Below are 22,865 nucleotides of genomic sequence, written 5' to 3' on the forward strand. Positions count from 1 at the left end.
ATTTATGTTTCAGATTGGAAAAACAATAGTATCAGACGATGTTCTTGAAAAAGAATTTGTTTGTAACCTAACAGCTTGTAAAGGACAATGTTGTGTGGATGGCGATGCAGGTGCCCCTTTAGATAAAGACGAAACAGCTATTTTAGAGGAAATATACCCTGTTATTAAACCTTATCTGCGTGCAAAAGGTATTGCAGTAATAGAGGAAAAAGGTGCATGGGTTGTAGGCGAGGATAGCGATTTGGAAACCCCGCTCATTGACAATAAAGAGTGTGCTTATGTGATTTTTGATGGAAAAACCGCTTTGTGTGGTATTGAACAGGCTTATAACGAAGGATTGATTACATGGAAAAAACCCATTTCGTGTCATTTATACCCTATTCGTATTAAAGAATATTCACAGTTTTCGGCCGTAAATTACAACCGCTGGCATATTTGCGACGATGCTTGTACATTGGGTAAAGAATTAGAGGTGCCTGTTTATAAATTTTTAAAAGAACCCCTAATCCGTAAATATGGCGAAAGCTGGTATGCTGAATTAGAAACCGTTGCTACCGAATGGCAAAAACAATCACTTAATAAAAAGTAATTGTTCGGGATAATGAATAATGGCTCCGTTGCTTTTAAGCAAATCGCTGCCAATAATTCCGTGCACTTTGGGCAATTTGTATTGGGTTAAAGCAAAATTTACGTGCGTAAGATCCAGCAAAATTAAGTCGATGCCGGTTTTTTTCCATTTGCCTAATTGTATGGCGTTTTTGGTAGAAATTTCGGCATGCATATCGTTTGAACCCGCGCCCGATGCCTTGGCTTTATGTGCTTTTGACAACAACTTAAAAAAATCTTTTTCGTTGGAATCGATACATGTGTTCGATGCACCCGTATCAATCAAAAACAAGCCTTTAATGCGGTTTATTTTTGCTTGAACATACAAGTGATTGGATTTGCGAATGCGAAACGGAATGCTAAAATAATTTTGCTGTTCTAATACAGTTACAAGATCGTTCATTAATTTAATATCTGTTGAAAAGCAAAAATAGGTAGATATAATTTAACCACATAAAATTTATCTAAAACAGTGATAGTTTAGTTAGAAAAATCTAGGCATTCTTTGTGGTAAGAAAGAAAATTAAAAAATACAAAATGATTTTAATTGATACACATACCCATTTGTATAGTGAAGAATTTGAAAACGACCGCACCGAAATGATGGAACGCGCACTTGCAGCTGGTGTAAAACATTTTTTTGTTCCGGCGATCGATGCTTCTTATTTTAATGGTATGCAGCAAATACAACAGCAATATCCGCAAAACGTTCATTTAATGATGGGCTTGCATCCGTGCTATGTAAAACCTGAAACTTTTGAAGAAGAATTGGCTTTTGTTGAACAAGAATTAGCAAAAGGAACCTATGTAGCCGTGGGCGAAATTGGTGTGGATTTATATTGGGATCAATCTACCCTAAAAATTCAGCAACAGGCTTTTCAAACCCAAATTCAATGGGCGAAAAAATTAGGTTTGCCAATAAATATTCATTGTCGTGATGCGTTTGATGCGGTTTTTGAAGTATTAGATCAAGAAAAAAGCAACGATTTATTTGGAATTTTCCATTGCTTTACGGGCGATTTTAAACAAGCAGAACGCGCCTTAAATTTAAACATGAAATTGGGAATTGGTGGCGTTGCAACTTTTAAAAACGGAAAAATAGATCAATATTTAAATCAAATTCCGCTAGAACATATCGTTTTAGAAACCGATTCACCCTATTTAGCACCGGCACCCTATCGCGGCAAGCGCAACGAAAGCAGCTATGTGGCATTGGTTGCCCAAAAATTAGCAGCTATTTACAATCTATCAGTAGAAGAAATTGCAAATCAAACAACAAAAAACGCATTAAACATTTTTAAATTGTAAATTGGAAGTATATTTGTTTCAGTTACGAAAATAAATTCAAACTATGTCTAAATTCGATTCGATACGTTTTTATCACGATGAGGAAGTGCAAAAAGTGCTTCAAAATATCGCCCATCATCCGATGCTAAAATCGTTGATAGATTATACATTTCCAGAATATTCAGAAGAACAGGTTCAAAACCTGTTAAACAACATACACAGCATTCGCGATTTTCAGTCGAAAATCATTTATCATACCTTACAGCAAGTTTTAAAAAACACCTCTGAAGGACTTTCAAGTTCGGGGTTTGATAAGCTAGACGACCACACATCGTATCTTTTTATATCCAACCACCGCGACATTTTGCTTGATACCAGTTTCTTAAATATTTTGTTAATGGAACACGGAAAAATCATGACAGGTTCGGCAGTTGGCGATAATTTGGTTCAGAAGCAGTTGTTTATGGATTTAGCAAAACTAAACCGCAATTTTATCGTAAAACGCGGACTTTCGCCTCGAGAACTGTTAGAAAGCAGCAAGTTGTTGTCGGAATATATGTATCATTTGCTCAAAGAAGACAACCGCTCGGTTTGGATTGCACAGCGCGAAGGCCGCACCAAAGACGGCAACGATGCCACCCACCAAGGCGTTTTAAAAATGATTGGAATGGCGTGTAACGAAGAATCGATGATGGATTATTTCAAGAATTTACGCATTGTTCCCGTTTCTATTTCCTATGAATACGACCCCACCGATAAGCTAAAAATGCCGCAACTAATGGCAAAAATGGCAGACGAATTGTATATTAAAGACAAAAACGAAGATTTTTTAAATTTAATGAGTGGCGTTGTGGGGCAAAAAAAACGTATCCATCTGCATATTGGCGATGTGTTAGATACGGATTTAGATGTTATTAAAAACGAAACAACCAACGTGAACAAGCAAATCCAAATGTTATCGAAAGTAATCGACGAGCAAATTATTGCCAACTATAAATTGTGGCCCACTAATTATATTGCTTATGATTTATTGAACGATACCAACCGTTTTGCAAACGAATATACCGAAAAAGAAAAGCAACTTTTTTTGCGTCGCCTAGAGCTTAAAGTTGATAAATGCAACGAACCAATGGTAGATACTTTTTTAGAAATGTATGCCAATCCTGTTGTAAACAAATTAAAACTAAGCCATGCATAAACAAGCCATTCTTTTAATTTATACGGGCGGAACCATTGGTATGGTAAAAGATTTTGAAACCGGTGCTTTAAAAGCTTTTAATTTTAATCAGCTTTTAGAACGCATTCCCGAATTACAGTTATTAGATTGCACCATTGATACCTATTCGTTTGAAGATCCGATTGATTCTTCAGACATGAACCCCGAGCATTGGATCACCATTGCTGAGGTGATTGAAAAAAACTACCAAGATTTTGATGGTTTTGTGGTTTTGCATGGATCAGATACTATGTCGTACACTGCATCGGCATTGAGTTTTATGTTGCAGAATCTTTCAAAACCTGTAATCTTAACTGGTTCGCAACTGCCCATTGGCGATTTGCGTACCGATGCCAAAGAAAATTTAATTACCGCCATACAAATTGCTTCGCTTCATCAAGATAAAATTCCTGTTATAAAAGAAGTGGGCTTGTATTTTGAATACAAATTGTATCGCGGAAACAGAACCACCAAAATTTCAGCCGAACATTTCAATGCCTTTACATCGCCCAATTTACCGCATTTGGCAGAAAGTGGGGTTCATTTAAAAGTCAATGAACATTTGTTAGACGATTTTTACGAATCGAGCCAATTAACGATTCAAAAAGAATTAAATGACGATGTTTTTATCCTTAAAATTTTTCCGGGCATCACCCAAAGTGTGTTAGAAGCTGTTTTAAACATTCCCCATTTAAAAGCAATTGTGTTAGAAACCTTTGGTTCTGGAAATGCACCCACACCGTTTTGGTTTATTAATTGCTTGCAAAAAGCCATTCAGCGCGGCATTAAAATTGTAAATGTAACGCAATGTTGGGGCGGTAGCGTAGATATGGGCAAATACGAAACAGGAACGGCTTTAAAACAAATTGGTGTCATTTCGGGATACGATATCACTACCGAAGCTGCTATTACCAAACTCATGGTGTTACTGCCACAAAATTTATCAGCATCAGCATTTTCAAAAGCTTTTCAAACACCGATCTGTGGCGAATTAAGCTTAGAAGAATAACTTTCGCAAACAAATTATGCAACAAAAGCAGCTGTGTTTTTTCTGTAAACAAGAATCTTTTTTATAGCACAAACATAGTAAATCGCTTTAAATCAATAGGTATAGGAATAAAAATATTTCTATATTTAAAAAATAAAAGTACTTTTGCCAAAATTTTAGAAAACATGAAAAAAACAATCTTAGCAGCTGTGTTTCTTTTTGCAGCGCAGTTGGGCATGGCACAAGAACAGCCTGTAGAAGAGCAAAAGCCAGAAATTGAAAACAAAAACATGGTAAAGCTGAATCTTTTAGCACTTACTGCCGGAAATATTTCCTTACAATACGAACGTTTAATTACTCCAAAAACCACAGTAGGTGCAACAGTAAACATGATGCCTTCTAAAGGATTGCCTTTTTCAAGCTCTGTGGAATCGTTTGTAGATGACCAAACAACAAGTGCGCAATTAAAACAAATAAGCATCTCTAGTTTTTCTGTTACTCCGGAAATTCGTTTTTATTTAGGCAAAGAAGGTTACAAAGGTTTTTACATTGCACCTTTTGTACGCTACGGAAAATATAATGTAGATTTACCCGTAAACTATGATTACGAAGGAAAAGAAGAAAATATTATGGTTGATGGAACAGTAAAAGCTTTTTCGGGCGGATTTGCTATTGGCGCACAATGGCGCGTGTACAAAGATTTTTATTTAGATTGGATGATCATGGGACCACACTTTGGTTCGGCAAAAGGAACATTAGAGGGTAAAAGGCCGTTAAATCAAAGTGAGCAAGATGCTATTCGCAAATCGTTAAGCGATTTAGATATTCCGGTGGTTGATTTTGATTACGAAGTAAACGATTCTGGTGCTAAAGCAAAACTAGACGGTCCTTGGGCTGGCATCCGCGCATCAATCGGTATAGGTTATCGTTTTTAACCGAATAAATACTATATAAAACCAAAAATCCCGGGCAATGCTCGGGATTTTGGTTTGTAATTTAACTCTAACAGAGTTTGGAACTCTATTAGAGTTGTTTAAGCTTTTACTCTACCCGTTTGTACCAGGTGCCGTCTTCAAACAATATAAATTCGATACCGTTGGTTTTGGAGTAAACTAAATGACCGAAAGCTTCACCATCTAAAACACTTTGCCTTAGCAATGCAGCATTTTCATATGTTACTCCATTAAATTCTATGGTAGTAAAACTATCTAATTTTATACCACGTATAAAAGACCTTGTTATTGTATTATCAATATATTCTTGTATAACTAAGTTAATATCTGTTGGGTTTCTCTTTTCAAATAAAATTTCATACTTAAAATTATTAAACTGTATATAAGAAATTAATCGGTTATACTGGACTCTGCTACAATCCTCGCCTCTGCCGCCTCCTTCATCGAAATTTTCAGTAATTTTTGATAATAATCCATTGTGGATATTATTGTTATGATCTATCCACTTTACAGTTTGGTTTAATTGGTAAGGTACTAAAGCTTTTTCGTCTTCAGTTAAAGAATAAACAGTTAATGTTTCTTCGCATTTGCAACCAACTGCAATCACGGTTAGTAATAGTAAAAATAATCCCTTTCTCATAATATTTACCAGTTATTAAATAATTCATCTAAATTACCAGATGTAGCGTTAGTGTGTTGGTTTTTAATATTATCACGCCAAGCATTCCAATTGCTTGCAACATATAACGATGATTCTAATTGTATTTTTAAACTCTGTCAAAGTTTTAAACTTTGACAGAGTTGTTTAAGCTTTTACTCTACCCGTTTGTACCAAGTACCGTCTTCAAACAATATAAATTCAATACCATTGGTTTTGCTGTAGATAACTTTATTGATAGTACCACCTTCCGAAACTTTTTCTAATACTAAAACATCGCTAAACGAAAAACCCGAAATTTCAATATCACTTAATAAAGTGTCAAAATTCACTTCTTGAGGGTTCTTTAGTACCAAATTGTTATAATCAACATTATTATTAAATTGTATTGATAAATTTGAATTATAGTCAATTGAAATTTTTCCAGAATAATTTCCTATCATAAATATTCTCTTGCCAAATTCGTAGGTATTATACTCACAAGTATCTCGTCCCACGTTATGTTGTTTAGTGTAATAATTAACCGCGTCGAATTTAGCAATACTATTATTTTCATCTTGATTAACAAAAGATATGTCTTCAGAACTACCTTTTAAGTAATCTTTATCATTATTATCTATAATTAATTTGCTCAATTCTTCATTATTACAACCACACCCTACGATATAGAAAAGTATAAATAATAAACTTTTTTTCATAATATCTACCAGTTATTAAATAATTCATCTAAAGAATTTTCTGTAGAATTAACATGTACAGTTCTAATCTTGTCTTTCCAAGCACTCCAAGTCGTTACGCCAGATAAACATTGCTCTAACTGCTTTGGAATATACCCAGAAACATTATCAACAGCTCTGTTAGGAAATGCTGTTGTTAGCACTAATAACATAAAATTCCAACTATTTTTTTATAAATTTTCGTACAAATAAACAAAAAAAAACAATATACTGGCTTTTTTATTTTAAAAATATAAAAATATCTTATATACTATAGTAAAACGCTATAAAATCAACAATGTCTCTGTTACATTTTTTTTATTGATTTATATTTTTTGAATTTGTAACGCATATTGTATTGCTGTTTATTCATAATAGGGCGAGAATAAATCAACTTATCACACTCGCTTACAATTTTTTAAGTATTAACAAGTTGTTTTAATTGTGAAAACATTGTATATATTTGTACCCAATAATTAATAAAAATATTTATAGAAATGAAAAAAATTACTTTATTAGCAGGCTTATTGTTAGCTACAGTAACAGTAAGTGCACAAAACTATTACAATTTCACAAAAAGTACGGCTACTTATACAGACCTTATAGGAGCTACTAGTATGAACAATGGAATAGTTTGGGATTGGGACGATTTTGGACCGGTAACATCACCCTTCCCAATATCTGTATTTGGAAATACGTATAATGATTTTGGATTTGATGATGATTATTTCTATTTAGGTGATGTGTGGAATAATTTTGATGGTATTTTTCTTTATCCAGTAACCACTTTTATAATGGATAGAAATTTCTCTTTTTCAGGTGCCTCTCAATCTCCAATTTCTTATAAAGTAGAAGGAACTGCTGGAAACCGTATTTTAAAGTTGGAAATCAAGAATGCAGGAATGGAAATGGAAGAAATGTCTAGCACAATATCTACGTTATATCTGAATTACCAAATTTGGTTTTACGAAGTAGATAATAGTATTGAATACCATTACGGAAATCATAATATTACCGACTTAAGTATGTTAAATGATGAGGCTTATTCAACAGTAATTTTGGCACATATGTCTGATACTAATTTTCAAGGTGGTTACATAGACGGTACTATTGCAAATCCAACTTACACAGAATCAAATAATCCAGATGATGAACCTGTTGGGTTAGATGCTGTGCCAGCACCAAACACAGTATATCGTTTTGCATTAAATCCTTTAGCACTGAAAGACCAAGAAAAAATTGAGTTTTCAATGTTTCCAAACCCAACAAACGATGTGTTAAACCTAACGTTTCCAGAAACAGTGAACAAACCTTATTCTGTTTACGATTTAATGGGGCGCGAAGTTTTAAAAGGATCTTTAAACAACACCACACAAGCACAAATTAATGTGGGTACATTGCAAAAAGGTTCATACATTTTACGCATTGCGGGCAGTACAAAGAAATTCGTAAAAAACTAAACAAACAAAACATATCTTTTAAAAGCAATTCAATAACTGGATTGCTTTTTTATTTGTTTTTTTAGCTAAGTTTTCAACAAACCTTTGCCAAAGTTTAAAGCATAGTAATCTTTGAATCCGTGGGAAATCTGTAAGTTACTACAGTAAAATAAATCGTAACTAAATTAAATACTACTATTTAACCTAAATTCCTTAAATTCGCACATTGAATTTAAAAACAGTATCATGAGCACCAAATTCACAGAGTATAAAGGATTAGATTTACCTACCGTAGCAAGCGAAATGTTGCAGTATTGGAAAGATCAATCCATCTTTGATAAATCGGTTACTTCTCGCGAAGGCAACCAGCCTTTTGTGTTTTTCGAAGGTCCGCCTTCTGCAAACGGAAAACCTGGTATTCACCACGTGATGGCTCGTGCTATTAAAGATATTTTTTGCCGATACAAAACCCAGAAAGGTTTTCAGGTAAAGCGTAAAGCCGGTTGGGATACACATGGTTTGCCTGTTGAATTAGGTACCGAAAAAGAACTGGGTATTACCAAAGAAGATATCGGAACAAAAATAACGGTAGAAGAGTATAACGAGGCGTGTAAACGTACCGTGATGCGCTACACCGATTTATGGAACGATCTTACCGAAAAAATGGGTTACTGGGTAGATATGAACGATCCGTACATTACCTACAAACCCAAATATATGGAAAGCGTTTGGTGGTTGTTGAAGCAAATTTACAACAAAGATTTGCTGTACAAAGGTTACACCATTCAGCCCTATTCGCCAAAAGCAGGTACAGGCTTGTCGTCGCATGAAGTGAATCAGCCGGGATCATACCGCGATGTGACCGATACTACCATTGTTGCGCAATTCAAAACCATCGAAAATTCATTGCCCGATTTCTTAAAAGGTTTCGGACCAATTGATATCATGGCTTGGACCACAACTCCGTGGACATTGCCAAGTAATACCGCATTAACTGTGGGGCCAAAAATCGATTATGTGTTGGTAAAAACATTCAACCAATACACCAACCAGCCCATAAATGTAATTTTAGGAAAACTTTTAGTTGCAAAGCAGTTTGCAGGGAAATATGTGGCTGTTGAAACCGAAGCTGAACTTGCAGATTACAAAGAAAACGATAAAAAAATTCCGTATTTCATTGTAAAAGAATTTAAAGGAATTGATTTGGTGGGTATTCGTTATGAGCAGTTGTTGCCATACACGTTGCCGTATCAAAATCCTGAAAATGCCTTCCGAGTTATTGCAGGCGATTTCGTAACCACTGAAGACGGAACGGGGATTGTGCACACCGCGCCTACTTTTGGAGCAGACGATGCCAAGGTTGCCAAAGAAGCAACACCAGAAGTACCGCCAATGCTGGTTTTAGACGATGCTGGAAACCCGGTGCCGTTGGTAGATTTGCAAGGACGTTTTGTTCCACAAATGGGCGAAATGGCGGGTAAATATGTGAAAAACGAATATTACAACGACGGCGAAGCACCTGAGAAATCGGTCGATGTTGAAATTGCAATCCGTTTAAAAGAAGAAAACAAGGCCTTTAAGGTAGAAAAATACGTACACAGTTATCCACATTGTTGGCGAACCGATAAACCAATATTATATTATCCATTAGATTCTTGGTTTATTAAGGTAACCGAAGTGAAAGATAAAATGTTCGATTTAAACGAAGAAATCAACTGGAAACCTAAAGCAACAGGCGAAGGTCGTTTTGGAAACTGGCTGAAAAATGCCAACGACTGGAATTTATCGCGCTCACGTTATTGGGGCATTCCGTTGCCAATTTGGAGAACCGACCCTTCGACAGGCTCAGGGCAAGTGGAAGAGTTAATCATAGGTTCGGTAGAAGAATTGATTGCCGAGATAGAAAAGGCAGTCGCAGCGGGCGTTCAAACAGAAAATCCGTTCGATGGTTTTGTGGTGGGCGATATGAGTGAGGAAAACTATGATAAAATCGACTTACATAAAAATGTGGTCGATGGCATCACACTAATTTCTCCATCAGGTAAACCAATGAAACGCGAAACCGATTTAATTGACGTTTGGTTCGATTCTGGTTCTATGCCGTATGCACAATGGCATTATCCGTTTGAAAATAAAGAATACATCGACAATCACCAAAATTTCCCTGCCGATTTTATCGCAGAAGGGGTTGATCAAACGCGCGGTTGGTTTTACACCTTACACGCAATTGGTACCTTGGTTTTTGGCGAAAAAGCGTATAAAAATGTCGTGTCGAACGGTTTGGTTTTAGATAAAAATGGTATAAAAATGTCTAAAAGTAAAGGCAACACTATTGATCCTTTCCAAACTATTGAAGACCACGGACCAGATGCTACGCGTTGGTACATGATCATGAATGCCAATCCTTGGGATAATTTAAAATTTGATTTAGACGGAATTACCGAAGTGCGCCGTAAATTCTTCGGAACGTTGTACAACACCTATTCGTTCTTTGCTTTGTATGCAAATATCGATGGATTTACCTACAGCGAAGATGAAGTTCCTATGGAAGATCGCCCGGAAATTGACCGTTGGATTTTATCGGAACTAAACAGCTTGATAAAAACCGTTGACGAAGCTTATGCAGATTACGAACCAACCAAAGCAGCACGCGCCATATCCGATTTTGTTCAAGAAAACTTGAGCAACTGGTACGTGCGTTTATGCCGCCGCCGTTTCTGGAAAGGCGAATATGCACAAGATAAAATTGCCGCTTATCAAACATTATATACGTGTTTAACCACAGTTGCAAAACTATCAGCACCCATTGCACCATTTTTTATGGACAAGCTTTACAAAGATTTAATACAAGCAACTGCAAAAGAACCATTTGAATCTGTACATTTGGCCGATTTCCCAATTTACGATGAAAAAGTTGTTGATAAATCGTTAGAAAGTAAAATGGAAAAGGCACAAATTGTATCATCTTTAGTATTATCATTGCGAAAGAAAGAAATGATAAAAGTGCGCCAGCCGTTGCAAAAAGTAATGATTCCTGTTTTAGATGAAAATCAAAAGGCAGAAATAGAAGCAGTTGCCGATTTAATCATGGCAGAAGTAAACGTAAAAGAGATAGAATTGCTCAACGATGCATCAGGGATTTTGGTGAAACAAATCAAACCAAACTTCAAGGCATTGGGACCACGATTTGGAAAAGAAATGGGAAATGTAGCAAAAGCGATTCAGAATTTTACGCAAGAGCAAATTAATGACATAGAGAAAAACAACGAAATTTCTTTGGAAATATCAGGAAATGTTGTTAAATTAACAAACGAAGACGTAGAGATTTCTTCACAAGATATCGAAGGTTGGTTGGTAGCAAATGCAAACGGAATCACCGTTGCGCTGGATATTACACTAACAGACGATTTAAAGAAAGAAGGAATTGCCCGCGAATTGGTAAACAGAATTCAGAATATCCGTAAAGATTCTGGGTTTGAAGTAACCGATAAAGTAACAATAAAAATGCTGCCCAACGCAGCAGTACAAGAAGCCGTTCATGCAAATATAGCGTATATTAAAGCAGAAACCTTAACCGAAACGCTTGAATTTACTGATGATTTGATAAATGGTATAGAAATTGAGTTTGATGATATAGTAACCAAAATTAGTGTTTCAAAATAAATGAATTAGTTATGGAAAAGGAAAACGTACAAGTTCGATACTCAGATGCTGAATTAGCAGAGTTCAAAGAAATCATCCTTAAAAAGATAGAAAAAGCACAAGCCGATTTAGATTTAATTAAAAGTGCTTATATGAACGATTTAAACAATGGTACCGATGATACATCGCCTACATTTAAAGCGTTTGAAGAAGGCAGCGAAACCTTGTCTAAAGAAGCAAATTCGCAATTGGCTACCCGCCAAGAAAAGTTTTTACGCGATTTGCGAAATGCTTTGGTGCGCATTGAAAACAAAACTTACGGAATTTGCCGTGTAACTGGTAAATTAATCGAAAAAGAGCGTCTTAAATTGGTTCCACATGCCACAATGAGCATGGAAGCTAAGTTGCAGCAGCGATAGAAAAAACGTTGCAAAAGTTTTAAACTTTTGCAACGTTTCTATTTTTTAAGCTTTACAAATCAAAAAACAAAAAGCTGTTTTTCCAATGAAAAACAGCTTTTTTGTTATCTATTTTAACTACTAAAATCTGTAACCAATATTAATACCAGCGTTCAATTCAACGCCCATAAACTCATCGGCAACTTCTTGCTTAAAGTTTCTACCAATGTTTACAAATGGTGCTACTGTAAAGGCATCGTTTTTAACCAATTTGTATCCGCCACCTACACCAATAATCAACGAATTCATGTCAACGGTTTGTCTTTGATAAACTCCTTGTGCAATTTCCACATCGTGTTCGTAATCACCAAAACGGTATTTTAAAAACGGTTGTGCATAAAAGCCCGATGCGTGCTCGCCTTCTTTTCCACCAAAATAAAAACTATAATTTACTGCAATCGCATTGGTGTTGAACTGTTTAAACTTTCCTTCTTTTTTGTTTTGTCCGTAGTACGAAAAACGATCGTTAATCAATAAATCGGCACCGATTGACTGATCTTGGTCAATAAAATGTTCGTATCCAATTTCAACCGATTGATTTACAATGGTATTAAAAATGTTTAATTCTACTTCGTTTAAAGCTTGTGCTTGCACGCCTAGCGTACTACCCAAAGCACAAACTGCTAATGCTAATCTTTTCATAATCATAATATTTCTGGCAAATATAACAAATTCGGCATTAATTTCTTCCTTTTTCATTGGGATATAAATCGGGCAGGGCATCGCTTTGCCAATATGCTTTGGTATCCACATTCAAAATAGACAGTTTTCCGGTAAATGCTGCGCCTGTATCCACGTTCCACACATTTGCAAAATTCATGGGAGCCGATGCCCCAAAGCGAATCACGGGTGTGTGCCCCACAAATATTTCTTTGTATAACCTTAAACGTTGTGGATAGCGCAGATTGTTCGGACTTAAATTGCCATCAACTGCCATGGCTGTTTCCCAAAGCGTGCGATCCCACCAAAACATTCCTCTAAAGTATTCAAATGTAACGCCTTTCAAATGGGTAAAACCGGCGTGTACAAACAGCCTGTTTTGGTCATCGATATAATATTCCTTTAATTGTTGCAAAAAAGCGATGTGTTTTTCAATAACCCGCAACGAAATATTTTGATAGGCCTGTACGGTAGCTTCGCCCCCATGAAAACGCCACAATTCGTTGTCGTCTTCTTTTTTTAACCATTTCAGCAGCATTTCCTCGTGATTTCCTTGCATAAAAACACACGAATACGTTGCCGATAACTCCATCAAAAAATCTAAAACAGCGGGTGTTTCGCTCCATCCATCCACATAATCGCCTAAAAAAATCAATTGATCATTGGTAGTAACATTTGAACGGTTTAAAACCTGTTGCAATGCTTTTAAGCCACCGTGTATATCGCCAATTACAAATGTGTTACTCATTTTGGGTTTCGTATTTTAGCTTACGCAAAATGCGCATTACTTCTTTAAAAGAGGCATACAAAAAAGAGTATTTACTGTTTTTAAATACGCTTTTGTGAGTGATAAGCACCTCTTTGGCATTATTAAAACCGTGAAGATAACACAACATAAACGAATAACAAAGATTTTGCAAATCGTTTTGCTCAATTGTATGTAAGCGTTTGTTGTTTTTTAATTTATTTAAGATGGATGTGTAATAATTGTATAGATGATACAAATGGCGTTTATCAATTTCGGGCGTTTTAAAGATGATTTCCGATGTAATTTGATATGTCATTGAATCGCTAAAAATAATTTTCTGCACGCTAAAAGGAATGTAGCGGTTGTTTTTACGGAATCCAATTTTCACATATTCTGTTATCACAAATTCATTTTCAGTATAGCTAATGGAAACTTCATCCAATGCCGAATAAAAAATCTTAACCTGTTCATTAATCAATTCAATATCAACTCTAGACAAATAGGTTTCGCCTTTCTTAACTTTTTCAATTCCCGCCCAGCACACCGTGAAATATTCTTTAAAAACTTGGTACTTTGGTTTCATATCCGGATGTGTTTGAGTCATAAAATACAACACGCTATCAATAGTATTTTTTAAATTGGTGACCGAAACTTTCAAGATACTATCAACAATTTCACTGTTGTTTATTTTAGGCGGAAGATATTCCGGATGCGATATACTGCCAATGCGTGAAAAAGACGCTCCTTCGTAGATCGTATAAATGCGCTTTTTAAAAAAACATTTTCCTTTTTTTGGATAGATTGTCACCAAGCCCACCACCATACCGTTTTCTAAATGTGGAAAAATTACATTTTCATATTGAATTTGCGGCGGATTTTCTAAATAAGCATTAATTAAATTCTGAATATGGCTGTCATCGTAAAAGTCGGTTCCCACAATAAGGCTTTTTTCATCTTCAATTCCAACCAAAATAAATGATAAATTGAACGGATTTGAATTAGAAAGTGAACAAACATGCTTCAAAAATTTGGCTTTTCCTTCTAAAGTGTGTAAGTTTAGCTGTTGCTTCTTATCAAAGAAGCTATTCTCGGCATGATGCGCTAACAAGTTTTTAATTAAAAGCCGTTTATTTATCACAATTGGTAGTTTTATCTTAAAATTATAAAAAGAAAATGGTAATTGATACTTAAAACAAATACCACATAATGTATTTTAACCATTTGTTAACAAGTTAAGCAAATAAATTTTAATCAATTTGTAACTGAAAAAATAATATACACAAAACTAAATAATGGAAGCAACAACAGCCACTACTGACATTCGCTCGATAAACGACAAAATAGAACGTGAAAGTGCGTTTATTGACTTGCTTATTGCCGAAATGAACAAAACAATTGTGGGGCAAAAACACATGATTGATCGCTTACTAATTGGTTTATTAGGGCAAGGACATATTTTATTGGAAGGTGTTCCCGGATTAGCTAAAACATTAGCAATTAACACGCTTGCCAAAGCGGTTCACGGATCGTTTAGCCGCATACAGTTTACCCCAGATTTGTTGCCTGCCGATGTGGTAGGTACTATGATTTACAACGTAAAAGTTAATGACTTTAGTATAAAAAAAGGACCGGTTTTCGCTAATTTTATTTTGGCCGATGAAATCAACCGTGCGCCTGCAAAAGTGCAATCTGCTTTGTTAGAAGCCATGCAAGAAAAACAAGTTACCATTGGCGATACCACCCATAAACTGCAAAAACCATTTTTGGTAATGGCTACGCAAAACCCAGTGGAACAAGAAGGAACCTATCCGTTGCCAGAAGCGCAAATGGACCGTTTTATGTTGAAAACCGTGATTGATTATCCAAAATTAGAAGAAGAACGTTTGGTAATCCGTCAAAATTTAGCAGGAACCGTTCCAACGATTAATCCGGTGGTTGGTTTAGAACAAATCATTCGTGCACAAGAAACGGTGAAAGAGGTTTATATGGATGAAAAAATAGAAAAGTATATTCTAGACATCATATTTGCAACCCGCTATCCAGAACAATTCAAATTAGAAAGTTTAAAACCTTATATAAGCTACGGTGCATCGCCTCGCGGATCTATCAATTTGGCAACCGCAGCAAAATGTTATGCATTTATCCGCCGCCGCGGTTATGTAATCCCAGAAGATGTTCGTGCGGTTGTTTTAGATGTACTGCGCCACAGAATTGGAATTACTTACGAAGCCGAAGCAGACAACATTACAAGTGTGGACATCATCAACAAAATTGTAAACGAAATCGAAGTGCCTTAATATTTTGTTCCAAGTTTAATGTTTCAAGTTAAAGCAACCTGAAACAATGAAGACTTTAAATCTTAAACAAAGAAATGGAAACAAAAGAAATATTAAAAAAGGTTCGACGCATTGAAATAAAAACCCGAAGGTTAAGCGACCATATTTTTTCGGGCGAATACCACACGTCTTTCAAAGGCAAAGGAATGTCGTTTGCAGAAGTGCGCCAATACCAATATGGCGACGATATCCGTGCGATTGATTGGAATGTTACTGCACGCTACAATGAACCTTTTGTGAAGGTTTTTGAAGAAGAACGCGAGTTAACACTAATGTTGATGGTGGATATCAGCGGTTCGCAAGACTTTGGTTCAACCGATGATTTTAAACGCGATATCGTTACCGAAATTGCAGCAACATTGGCTTTTTCGGCAACTACAAACAACGATAAAATTGGTTTGATTTTGTTTTCGGATCAAATTGAACTATTCATTCCACCAAAAAAAGGAAAATCGCACATTTTAAGAATCATTCGCGAGCTGATTCAATTCCAACCCAAAAGCAACAAAACCAATATTTCACAAGCGTTTGAATATCTTTCTAAAGTATTAAAGAAAAAAGCAATTGTATTTGTTTTGTCTGACTTTATGACGAAAGATTACGAAAAAATTTTACGCATTGCTGCAAAACGCCACGATATTACAGGTATTAAAGTAGCAGACCAGCGCGAAAACGATTTAAACAATGTGGGATATGTTTTAATGCAAGATGCCGAAACAGGCGAAAGTTTATATGTAAACACCGGCGATGCCCAGGTGCGCAAAGCATACCGCGACCATTACCAAGATTTAGAAGATTATTTCACAAAAACATTCACACGCAGTGGTGCCGGGATCATTAAAACAGGTACACACGAAAGTTATGTTAAAAAATTATTGGCTTATTTTAAAGCACGCTAGTATGAACAAAATAGTAGTTACGTTATTGTTTGGTTTTTTTGCTTTTGCAGGATTTGCACAAGTAACGGCTAACGTAGATTCTACCCAAATAAAGATAGGTTCGGCGTTTCATCTAACCATTAAGGCAACTGCCAGCGAAAGCAGCAAAGTGGTTTTTCCAAACCAGCAAAATATTGGTCCGTTTGAAGTGTTGGAACAATCGAAAACCGACACGGTATCCAACGGAAATACCATCGAACTTACTAAAAAATACACCTTAACACAATTTGATGCTGGCGAATATGTGGTGCCTCGTTTATCGGTTTATATTGATGAAAAGAACCATCAAACCGATTTGTTCAACATTAAAGTGAACAATGTGCAGGTTGACACCTTAAAGCAACCAATGTACGACATTAAAGCCCAAGTTGGTGGCGAAACCGATACCGATAAATTGTGGAAATACCTTATTGCGTTGCTGGCGTGTGTGCTTGCCGGCGTTGCCACCTATTTTCTGATTAAATATTTACAAAACAAAAATTTAACCGAAGAAGATCTGTACCGAACACCGCTTGAAAAAGTAAGCAAAAAATTGCAATTGTTAGATTCGAAACGCTTGGTGCTAAATGGTGATGTGAAATCGTATTATTCAGAAATGACCGATGTGATTAGGGATTATATCGAGGAAGTTTTTGAAATTCCTGCAAAAGAATCAACCACATCCGAAGTTATTCAAATGCTTTTTCAAATCATTAATTCCAAAAAAATACAATTGAGCAAAGAAACGGTTCACGATTTAAAACGCGTGTTGCAAACTGCCGATTTGGTGAAATTTGCAAAATCGGAACCTATGATGAGCGAAATTGAACAAGACCGCAAAACTTCCGAAGTGATTTCTGTTTCTATTGATAAAGCCATTCCACGCTTTTCTGAAGAGCAATCACAGCGTGTAAAACTGCGCGAACGCCGTTTCAAAAAACGCAAACAAATGCGTACGCTAATTCCAATTGGTGTTACTGTGTTGTTGCTTTTAGTTACGGGAATTGTGTATGTGGTGCAAGCAATTCGTTCAGGTGTAGAATGGAGTGTTTTGGCATCCAACAAAAGTTTGTACAACCGCGAATGGGTCACCTCAGACTATGGTTTTCCAACAGTTATCATAAGTACGCCCGAAGCATTGACCCGCGTACAAATGCCGCAGTCCGATAAAGAAAAACAGCAATCACAAAGCAGCGTATTTTCGTATTCAAACCTAAACACGCAACTCATAATTGCTGTAGGAACAACAGCTGTTCAAACCAATGATTCATTAAGTTTGGAACAATTGTTAAAATACAAATTAGAAATTGTTGGCAAACAATACGGCGCAAAAGATATCACGTACAATGCCGAGGAATTTACAGAAAAAGGGGTTCGTGGAATTAGAGGTACGGGAACATTAGTTGCTCAAAACTTTGTGTCGGGCGAAGCCATTAAAATGCAATACGATATGTATGTTTTTGTACAACCAAATGGCATTCAAGAAGTGGGTATTTTATATAGAGAAGGTGATGAATACGGTGCAAAAATAGATCAACGAGTTATTGAATCCATTCAACTAAATGTAGCAAATCCAAATGAGTAATATAACCTTTTTAAATCCGCACTTTTTCTGGTTGTTATTACTTTTACTGCCATTGGGCTGGTATTGGTTCATCAACAGAAAAAACGAGAAAGTTCCTGTAAAAATCAGCAGTATTCAAGGTTTTAAAAACCAAAAAACACTGCTCACCAAGCTTTATCCGTTGCTTTTTGTATTGCGGGCAGTGGCTTTTGCAGCGCTTATAGTGGCTTTGGCCCGACCGCAAACCATTGACAAAAGCACCAAATCTAAAATTACAAACGGTGTGGATATTGTGTTGGCAACCGATGTTTCAGGGTCGATGCTTTCGCGCGATTTAAAACCCAATCGTTTAGAAGCCCTAAAAACAGTAGCTGCCGATTTTATTAAAGACCGTATAGACGACCGTTTGGGAATTGTGGTTTACGCCGCCGAAGCATACACCAAAGCGCCTGTCACCAGCGATAAAAATAGGTTGTTGAATCAATTGGCTGATATTAAGTACGACCGCATTATTCAAGACGGAACAGGTATTGGCGTTGGTTTGGCAACAGCCGTAAACAGGTTAAAAGAAAGCAAAGCAAAGAGCAAAGTAGTTATTTTAATGACCGATGGTGTGAACAATTCGGGCTTGATTGATCCGCAAATGGCTGCCGATATTGCCAAAGAATACAAAATTAAAGTTTATACAATTGGTATTGGAACCAACGGTATGGCAGAAACACCCGTGGCAATATTGCCAAATGGCGATTTAAAATACGACCGTGTAAAGGTGGAAATTGATGAAGCTTTAATGAAAAGCATCGCTCAAAAAACCGGTGGAAAATATTTCCGGGCAACAGATACCAAACGATTAGAAAATATTTACGACGAAATTAATCAATTAGAAAAAACAAAAATCGATGAGCAAAAGTTTGTACAGCGCACCGAATTGTTTCGTTCGTTGGTGCTTTTAGCGTTGGGATTATTAGTAATAGAATATTTATCAAGAAAAACAATATTTAAAGGATTCGTGTAAAATGTGGGGATTAGATACACCTTTTTATTTCTATTTACTGCTATTAATACCCGTATTGATAGCCGTATATGTATGGAATACCATTTGGAAGAAAAAGAAGATTGCCGAATTTGGTTCTGGTAACTATTTAAAACGTTTGGTACCCGAAGCATCAACCACCAGCAAACCGCTGATAAAAATGGTCTTGCTTGCCGTGACGGTATTTGCATTGATTATTGCTTTGGTAAACCCAAAATTTGGAACAAAAATAGAAACCGTGAAACGCCAAGGTGTTGATATTGTTTTTGCAATGGATGTTTCAAAAAGCATGTTGGCAGAAGATCTTGCACCATCGCGTCTAGGGAAATCGAAACAATTGGCATCGCAAATAATAAACAATTTAGCATCAGACCGTATCGGAATTGTAGGTTATGCCGGATCGGCTTTTCCAATGTTACCCATCACTACCGATTACAGCATGGCAAAAATGTACATACAAGATATGAACACCGAAATGGTTTCAAGTATGGGAACTGCCTTGCGCGAAGCTATTGAAGTGGGAAGCAATTATTTTGACGACCCAAAAACCAGCAAGGTAATGATTTTGATTTCTGATGGGGAAGACCACGGCGAAGGAATCAGTGATGCTGTTGCAATGGCAAAAGATAGAGGTATTAAGATTATTACAATCGGAGTTGGAACACCCGATGGCGGACAAATTCCGATTAAACAAAACGGAAAAATCATTGACTATAAAAAAGATGTGGATGGATCTACCGTGGTTACAAAATTAAACGATGCCACTTTAAAAGAAATTGCTCAAAGCACTGGCGGCGTTTTTATTTATGGAACCAAAACAGATGAGGTGGTGGATTTGGTAGATCAAACCTTGCAAAAAATAGAAAAAACCGATTTTGAATCACAGCAAATTGCCGATTTTCAATCTCAGTTTCAATGGTTTGTTGGTTTGGCTTTATTGCTGTTGATTATAGATAGTTTGGTGTTGGAACGCCGAACTGCATGGGCAAAGAAAATTAATTTATTCAATGAAAAATAATATGAAACACTTTTGGTATATCATCATGATACAGCTTGTTATGCTGAATGTTGTTCAAGCACAATCCTATAAGTCGCAATTGGCAGCAGGCAATCAAAGTTTTGGTGTGAAAAATTATACCAAAGCAGAGCAAACCTACCGTAAAGCATCGGCAAAAGAAAAACAAAACACCGCAGCTTTGTACAATAAAGCAAATAGCATTTACCGCATGCAATCAATGAACGAAGCAGTGGCATCGTATCAAACCGCATTGAAATCGGCAAAAACCAAAGAAGAAAAACATCAGATTTTTCATAACATGGGCAATGCTTTTATGAAGTTGAAAGATTACGGAAGTGCGGTTGAAGCTTATAAAAATGCCTTGCGGAACAATCCGAATGATGAAAAAACACGTTACAATTATGCGTTAGCGAAGAAAATGCAGAAAGAAAATCCTAATCAGAACAAGAACAATAAAGACAACAAACAAAATCAGGATCAAAATAAAGACAAAAAAGATCAGGATAAAAACAAGCAGGATAAAAACGACGATCAAAACAAGGATAAAAAAGACGATAAAGACGATCAAGATAAAAAAGACGAACAGAATAAAGATGAAAAAGGCGATCAAGACAAAGAGCAACCTAAACCAAATCCACAACAACAAAAGCAAAACCAGTCTAAACAGCAAATGGAAAACATTTTAAAGGCTTTAGACGAACATGAAAAAGGCGTTCGCGAACGCATTCAAGGTCGTGAACAAAAAGGCAAACCGGTTACAACATCCACTCAAAAAGATTGGTAAAAACTATGTACGCAAAACACTTCTTATATACGTTTTTAGCTTTATTCACAAGCATCGCTACTTGGGCACAATTTCAGTTGAAAACCCAAGTGAGCAGTCAGTCTATTGGTATTAATCAAGTGATCGAGGTGCGTTTTGTGATGAACGGTGATGCAGATGATTTTAAACGCCCATCGTTTGAAAATTTCGATGTGGTGGGCGGTCCCATGCAGTCTGTAAGCCATACGTGGGTAAACGGAAAAAGCAGTATGGAGAAAAGCTTTTCGTTTTACGTGCAACCTCAAAAAAAAGGAACCTTAACAATTGGTGCTGCCTCGATTGTATTTGAGGGAAAATTATATAAATCGCAGCCTGTAACTATAAAAGTGGGCGATGCCGTGCAAGAACAGCCACGCCAACAACAACGCCGTCGCGATCCGTTTGCCATGTTCGATGAAATGGAAGAAGAACTTTTTGGCAGACAACGACAAAGACAACCCCAGCTTCCTAAAAACATGGGGCAAGGTATTCATTTAGTTGCAAAACTGTCTAAAAATAGTGCCTATGTAAACGAACCTATCACGGTGGAATACGGTTTATATGTAAGCGATCAAGCCGGATTTAATACCATGTTGGTAAAAGAAATGCCAATGTATCAAAATTTCTGGAACCACATGATTGAGCAAAAACAGCAGGCAATAACTCGTGCAGAATTAAACGGAAAAAGCTATCGCTATATGCCTTTGCAAAAAGCGGTTTTACTGCCCCAAAAAGACGGCACCTTAAAAATCGATCCATTAGTTGTGGAACTAGACGAACAATATTTAACCGGACGCGTTGATGTGTTTGGCACGCCCGAAATTGGTCTAAGAAAAAAAACCTATTCTTCTGGCACAAAAACCATCCAAGTGAAACCTTTGCCTTTAGACAGCCAACCAGCAGGCTTTACAGGTGCAGTAGGCGCTTATAACTTTTCGGTGACAGCCAATAAAACGGCTGTAAAAGCAAATGAACCTTTAGAGCTTACAGTAAGCGTGCAAGGAAAAGGAAATTTAGATTTATTAACCTTGCCAAAACCGATGGCGCCCAATGCGTTGGAATTATATGATCCTGAACAAATCAACCGTGTAAACAAAAGTATATCGGCAGGAATGGAAGGTTCAAAAGCTGAAAAATATGTAATTGTACCGCAATATAAAGGTACATACACCATTGAACCAATTACTTTTTCGTATTTTGATACCGCTTCAAAAACCTATAAAACCAGCACATCGCAACCCATCACCATTGAAGTAACAGAAGGACCCGAACTGCCTACAAACGCTTCATTGAACAACAAAGCAGAAGTGGTGAGCAACAAAACAGAAATACAACCTTTGAACAAAAATATTGAATGGTTTAACGGGCATTTTATTACTCAAAACAAATCGTTTTATGCCTGGTGGTTAGCGCCTTTATTGCTTTTGCCCATTGTGTTTTTAGCTAAAAATGTATCCGACAAAAAAGCAGGTGATGTGAGTGGAAACAAACTAAAAGCAAATAATAAATTGGCTAAAAAATACCTGTCGGAAGCTAAAACCCAAATCGGAAATAAAGAAGCATTTTATGAAGCTTTGGAACGATGCCTGCACAATTATTTAAAAGCCAGATTGAAAATTGAAACCACCGAAATGAGCAACGACACCATTACTGAATTGTTGCAAAATCATCAAATCAATGCGCAAGATATATCGACCTTTTTATCGATAAAAACCACTTGCGAAATGGCTCGATACGCACAAATGGACATTCAAACCATGCAGAACGATTACGAAGTGGCAGTGCAATTGATCAATTCAATCGATAAACAAATAAAAAAGTGAT

At 36.4% G+C, this 22,865-nt stretch carries 22 protein-coding genes; 15 read left to right on the forward strand and 7 right to left on the reverse strand.

The features are described from left to right. The first annotated feature begins 4 nt into the window (after nucleotides 1-4). Nucleotides 5-589 carry a DUF3109 family protein gene (locus tag MG290_RS10225; protein WP_264561208.1) on the forward strand — a complete coding sequence of 195 codons (585 nt, stop codon included), beginning with the start codon at nucleotides 5-7 and terminating at the stop codon, nucleotides 587-589. On the opposite strand, the gene MG290_RS10230 is transcribed toward MG290_RS10225, so the two are convergent. Next, nucleotides 572-1,009: a retropepsin-like aspartic protease gene (locus MG290_RS10230; RefSeq protein WP_264561209.1), complete on the reverse strand. Its 438-nt coding sequence runs from the start codon at nucleotides 1,007-1,009 to the stop codon at nucleotides 572-574. The genes MG290_RS10225 and MG290_RS10230 overlap by 18 nt on opposite strands. Before the next feature lie 134 nt (nucleotides 1,010-1,143). On the opposite strand from MG290_RS10230, the gene MG290_RS10235 reads away from it, so the two are divergent. The 4 genes from MG290_RS10235 to MG290_RS10250 all read left to right on the forward strand — a co-directional run bounded on the left by MG290_RS10235 (nucleotide 1,144) and on the right by MG290_RS10250 (nucleotide 5,032). Beyond that, the gene (locus tag MG290_RS10235) at nucleotides 1,144-1,914 is read left to right on the forward strand and encodes a TatD family hydrolase (RefSeq protein WP_264561210.1); all 771 of its coding nucleotides are present in this window, start codon (nucleotides 1,144-1,146) and stop codon (nucleotides 1,912-1,914) included. Between the two features lie 43 nt (nucleotides 1,915-1,957). Next, complete coding sequence (locus MG290_RS10240) at nucleotides 1,958-3,091, forward strand: 1-acyl-sn-glycerol-3-phosphate acyltransferase (protein ID WP_264561211.1); 1,134 nt, start codon at nucleotides 1,958-1,960, stop codon at nucleotides 3,089-3,091. After that, complete coding sequence (locus tag MG290_RS10245; protein ID WP_264561212.1) at nucleotides 3,084-4,118, forward strand: asparaginase; 1,035 nt, start codon at nucleotides 3,084-3,086, stop codon at nucleotides 4,116-4,118. The genes MG290_RS10240 and MG290_RS10245 overlap by 8 nt, the downstream gene beginning before the upstream one ends. 164 nt (nucleotides 4,119-4,282) lie before the next feature. Then, the gene (locus tag MG290_RS10250) at nucleotides 4,283-5,032 is read left to right on the forward strand and encodes a DUF3575 domain-containing protein (protein ID WP_264561213.1); all 750 of its coding nucleotides are present in this window, start codon (nucleotides 4,283-4,285) and stop codon (nucleotides 5,030-5,032) included. A gap of 106 nt (nucleotides 5,033-5,138) precedes the next feature. Here the strand turns inward: MG290_RS10250 and MG290_RS10255 are convergent, their stop codons facing one another. The 3 genes from MG290_RS10255 to MG290_RS10265 form a co-directional block, all read right to left on the reverse strand. Next, on the reverse strand, nucleotides 5,139-5,690 hold the full coding sequence (locus MG290_RS10255; RefSeq protein ID WP_264561214.1) for a hypothetical protein: 552 nt from the start codon (nucleotides 5,688-5,690) through the stop codon (nucleotides 5,139-5,141). Nucleotides 5,691-5,863: 173 nt separating this feature from the next. Next, on the reverse strand, nucleotides 5,864-6,343 hold the full coding sequence (locus MG290_RS10260; RefSeq protein ID WP_264561215.1) for a hypothetical protein: 480 nt from the start codon (nucleotides 6,341-6,343) through the stop codon (nucleotides 5,864-5,866). A gap of 68 nt (nucleotides 6,344-6,411) precedes the next feature. Further along, nucleotides 6,412-6,597 (reverse strand): hypothetical protein, encoded by a 186-nt coding sequence (locus MG290_RS10265; RefSeq protein ID WP_264561216.1) that lies wholly within the window; start codon nucleotides 6,595-6,597, stop codon nucleotides 6,412-6,414. 324 nt (nucleotides 6,598-6,921) lie between these two features. Between MG290_RS10265 and MG290_RS10270 the strand changes: the two genes are divergently transcribed. The 3 genes from MG290_RS10270 (at nucleotide 6,922) to MG290_RS10280 (ending at nucleotide 11,924) form a co-directional block, all read left to right on the forward strand. Then, on the forward strand, nucleotides 6,922-7,884 hold the full coding sequence (locus MG290_RS10270; RefSeq protein ID WP_264561217.1) for a T9SS type A sorting domain-containing protein: 963 nt from the start codon (nucleotides 6,922-6,924) through the stop codon (nucleotides 7,882-7,884). Nucleotides 7,885-8,109: 225 nt separating this feature from the next. Continuing rightward, nucleotides 8,110-11,526, forward strand: a complete 3,417-nt coding sequence (gene ileS, locus MG290_RS10275) for an isoleucine--tRNA ligase (RefSeq protein WP_264561218.1) — start codon at nucleotides 8,110-8,112, stop codon at nucleotides 11,524-11,526. An 11-nt stretch (nucleotides 11,527-11,537) separates the two neighbouring features. Continuing rightward, a complete protein-coding gene (locus MG290_RS10280) occupies nucleotides 11,538-11,924 on the forward strand; it encodes a TraR/DksA family transcriptional regulator (protein ID WP_257500401.1) in 387 nt (128 codons plus the stop codon). A gap of 120 nt (nucleotides 11,925-12,044) precedes the next feature. Here the strand turns inward: MG290_RS10280 and MG290_RS10285 are convergent, their stop codons facing one another. Genes MG290_RS10285 through MG290_RS10295 form a run of 3 tightly spaced genes read right to left on the reverse strand, consistent with a single transcriptional unit; the run spans nucleotide 12,045 to nucleotide 14,509 of the window. After that, nucleotides 12,045-12,605 (reverse strand): autotransporter outer membrane beta-barrel domain-containing protein, encoded by a 561-nt coding sequence (locus tag MG290_RS10285; RefSeq protein ID WP_257500400.1) that lies wholly within the window; start codon nucleotides 12,603-12,605, stop codon nucleotides 12,045-12,047. Between the two features lie 37 nt (nucleotides 12,606-12,642). Further along, nucleotides 12,643-13,371 (reverse strand): metallophosphoesterase family protein, encoded by a 729-nt coding sequence (locus MG290_RS10290; protein WP_264561219.1) that lies wholly within the window; start codon nucleotides 13,369-13,371, stop codon nucleotides 12,643-12,645. Beyond that, nucleotides 13,364-14,509, reverse strand: a complete 1,146-nt coding sequence (locus MG290_RS10295) for a DUF5929 domain-containing protein (protein ID WP_264561220.1) — start codon at nucleotides 14,507-14,509, stop codon at nucleotides 13,364-13,366. Before MG290_RS10295 ends, MG290_RS10290 begins: the two co-directional genes overlap by 8 nt. A 154-nt stretch (nucleotides 14,510-14,663) precedes the next feature. Between MG290_RS10295 and MG290_RS10300 the strand changes: the two genes are divergently transcribed. The 7 genes from MG290_RS10300 to MG290_RS10330 all read left to right on the forward strand — a co-directional run bounded on the left by MG290_RS10300 (nucleotide 14,664) and on the right by MG290_RS10330 (nucleotide 22,864). Then, nucleotides 14,664-15,668: an AAA family ATPase gene (locus MG290_RS10300; protein ID WP_264561221.1), complete on the forward strand. Its 1,005-nt coding sequence runs from the start codon at nucleotides 14,664-14,666 to the stop codon at nucleotides 15,666-15,668. 74 nt (nucleotides 15,669-15,742) lie between these two features. Next, complete coding sequence (locus MG290_RS10305) at nucleotides 15,743-16,606, forward strand: DUF58 domain-containing protein (protein WP_264561222.1); 864 nt, start codon at nucleotides 15,743-15,745, stop codon at nucleotides 16,604-16,606. Between the two features lies 1 nt (nucleotide 16,607). Continuing rightward, on the forward strand, nucleotides 16,608-18,209 hold the full coding sequence (locus MG290_RS10310; protein ID WP_264561223.1) for a BatD family protein: 1,602 nt from the start codon (nucleotides 16,608-16,610) through the stop codon (nucleotides 18,207-18,209). Next, on the forward strand, nucleotides 18,202-19,203 hold the full coding sequence (locus MG290_RS10315) for a vWA domain-containing protein (protein WP_264561224.1): 1,002 nt from the start codon (nucleotides 18,202-18,204) through the stop codon (nucleotides 19,201-19,203). The genes MG290_RS10310 and MG290_RS10315 overlap by 8 nt, the downstream gene beginning before the upstream one ends. Before the next feature lies 1 nt (nucleotide 19,204). After that, entirely contained in the window at nucleotides 19,205-20,239 is a 1,035-nt protein-coding gene (locus MG290_RS10320; protein WP_264561225.1) for a vWA domain-containing protein, read from the forward strand. Between the two features lies 1 nt (nucleotide 20,240). Then, nucleotides 20,241-21,023: a tetratricopeptide repeat protein gene (locus MG290_RS10325; RefSeq protein ID WP_264561226.1), complete on the forward strand. Its 783-nt coding sequence runs from the start codon at nucleotides 20,241-20,243 to the stop codon at nucleotides 21,021-21,023. Between the two features lie 5 nt (nucleotides 21,024-21,028). Then, nucleotides 21,029-22,864 (forward strand): BatD family protein, encoded by a 1,836-nt coding sequence (locus MG290_RS10330; protein ID WP_264561227.1) that lies wholly within the window; start codon nucleotides 21,029-21,031, stop codon nucleotides 22,862-22,864. Nucleotide 22,865: the final 1 nt, after the last annotated feature.

Source organism: Flavobacterium sp. CBA20B-1 (genome assembly GCF_028473145.1).
In the GTDB taxonomy this organism is placed as follows: Bacteria; Bacteroidota; Bacteroidia; order Flavobacteriales; family Flavobacteriaceae; genus Flavobacterium.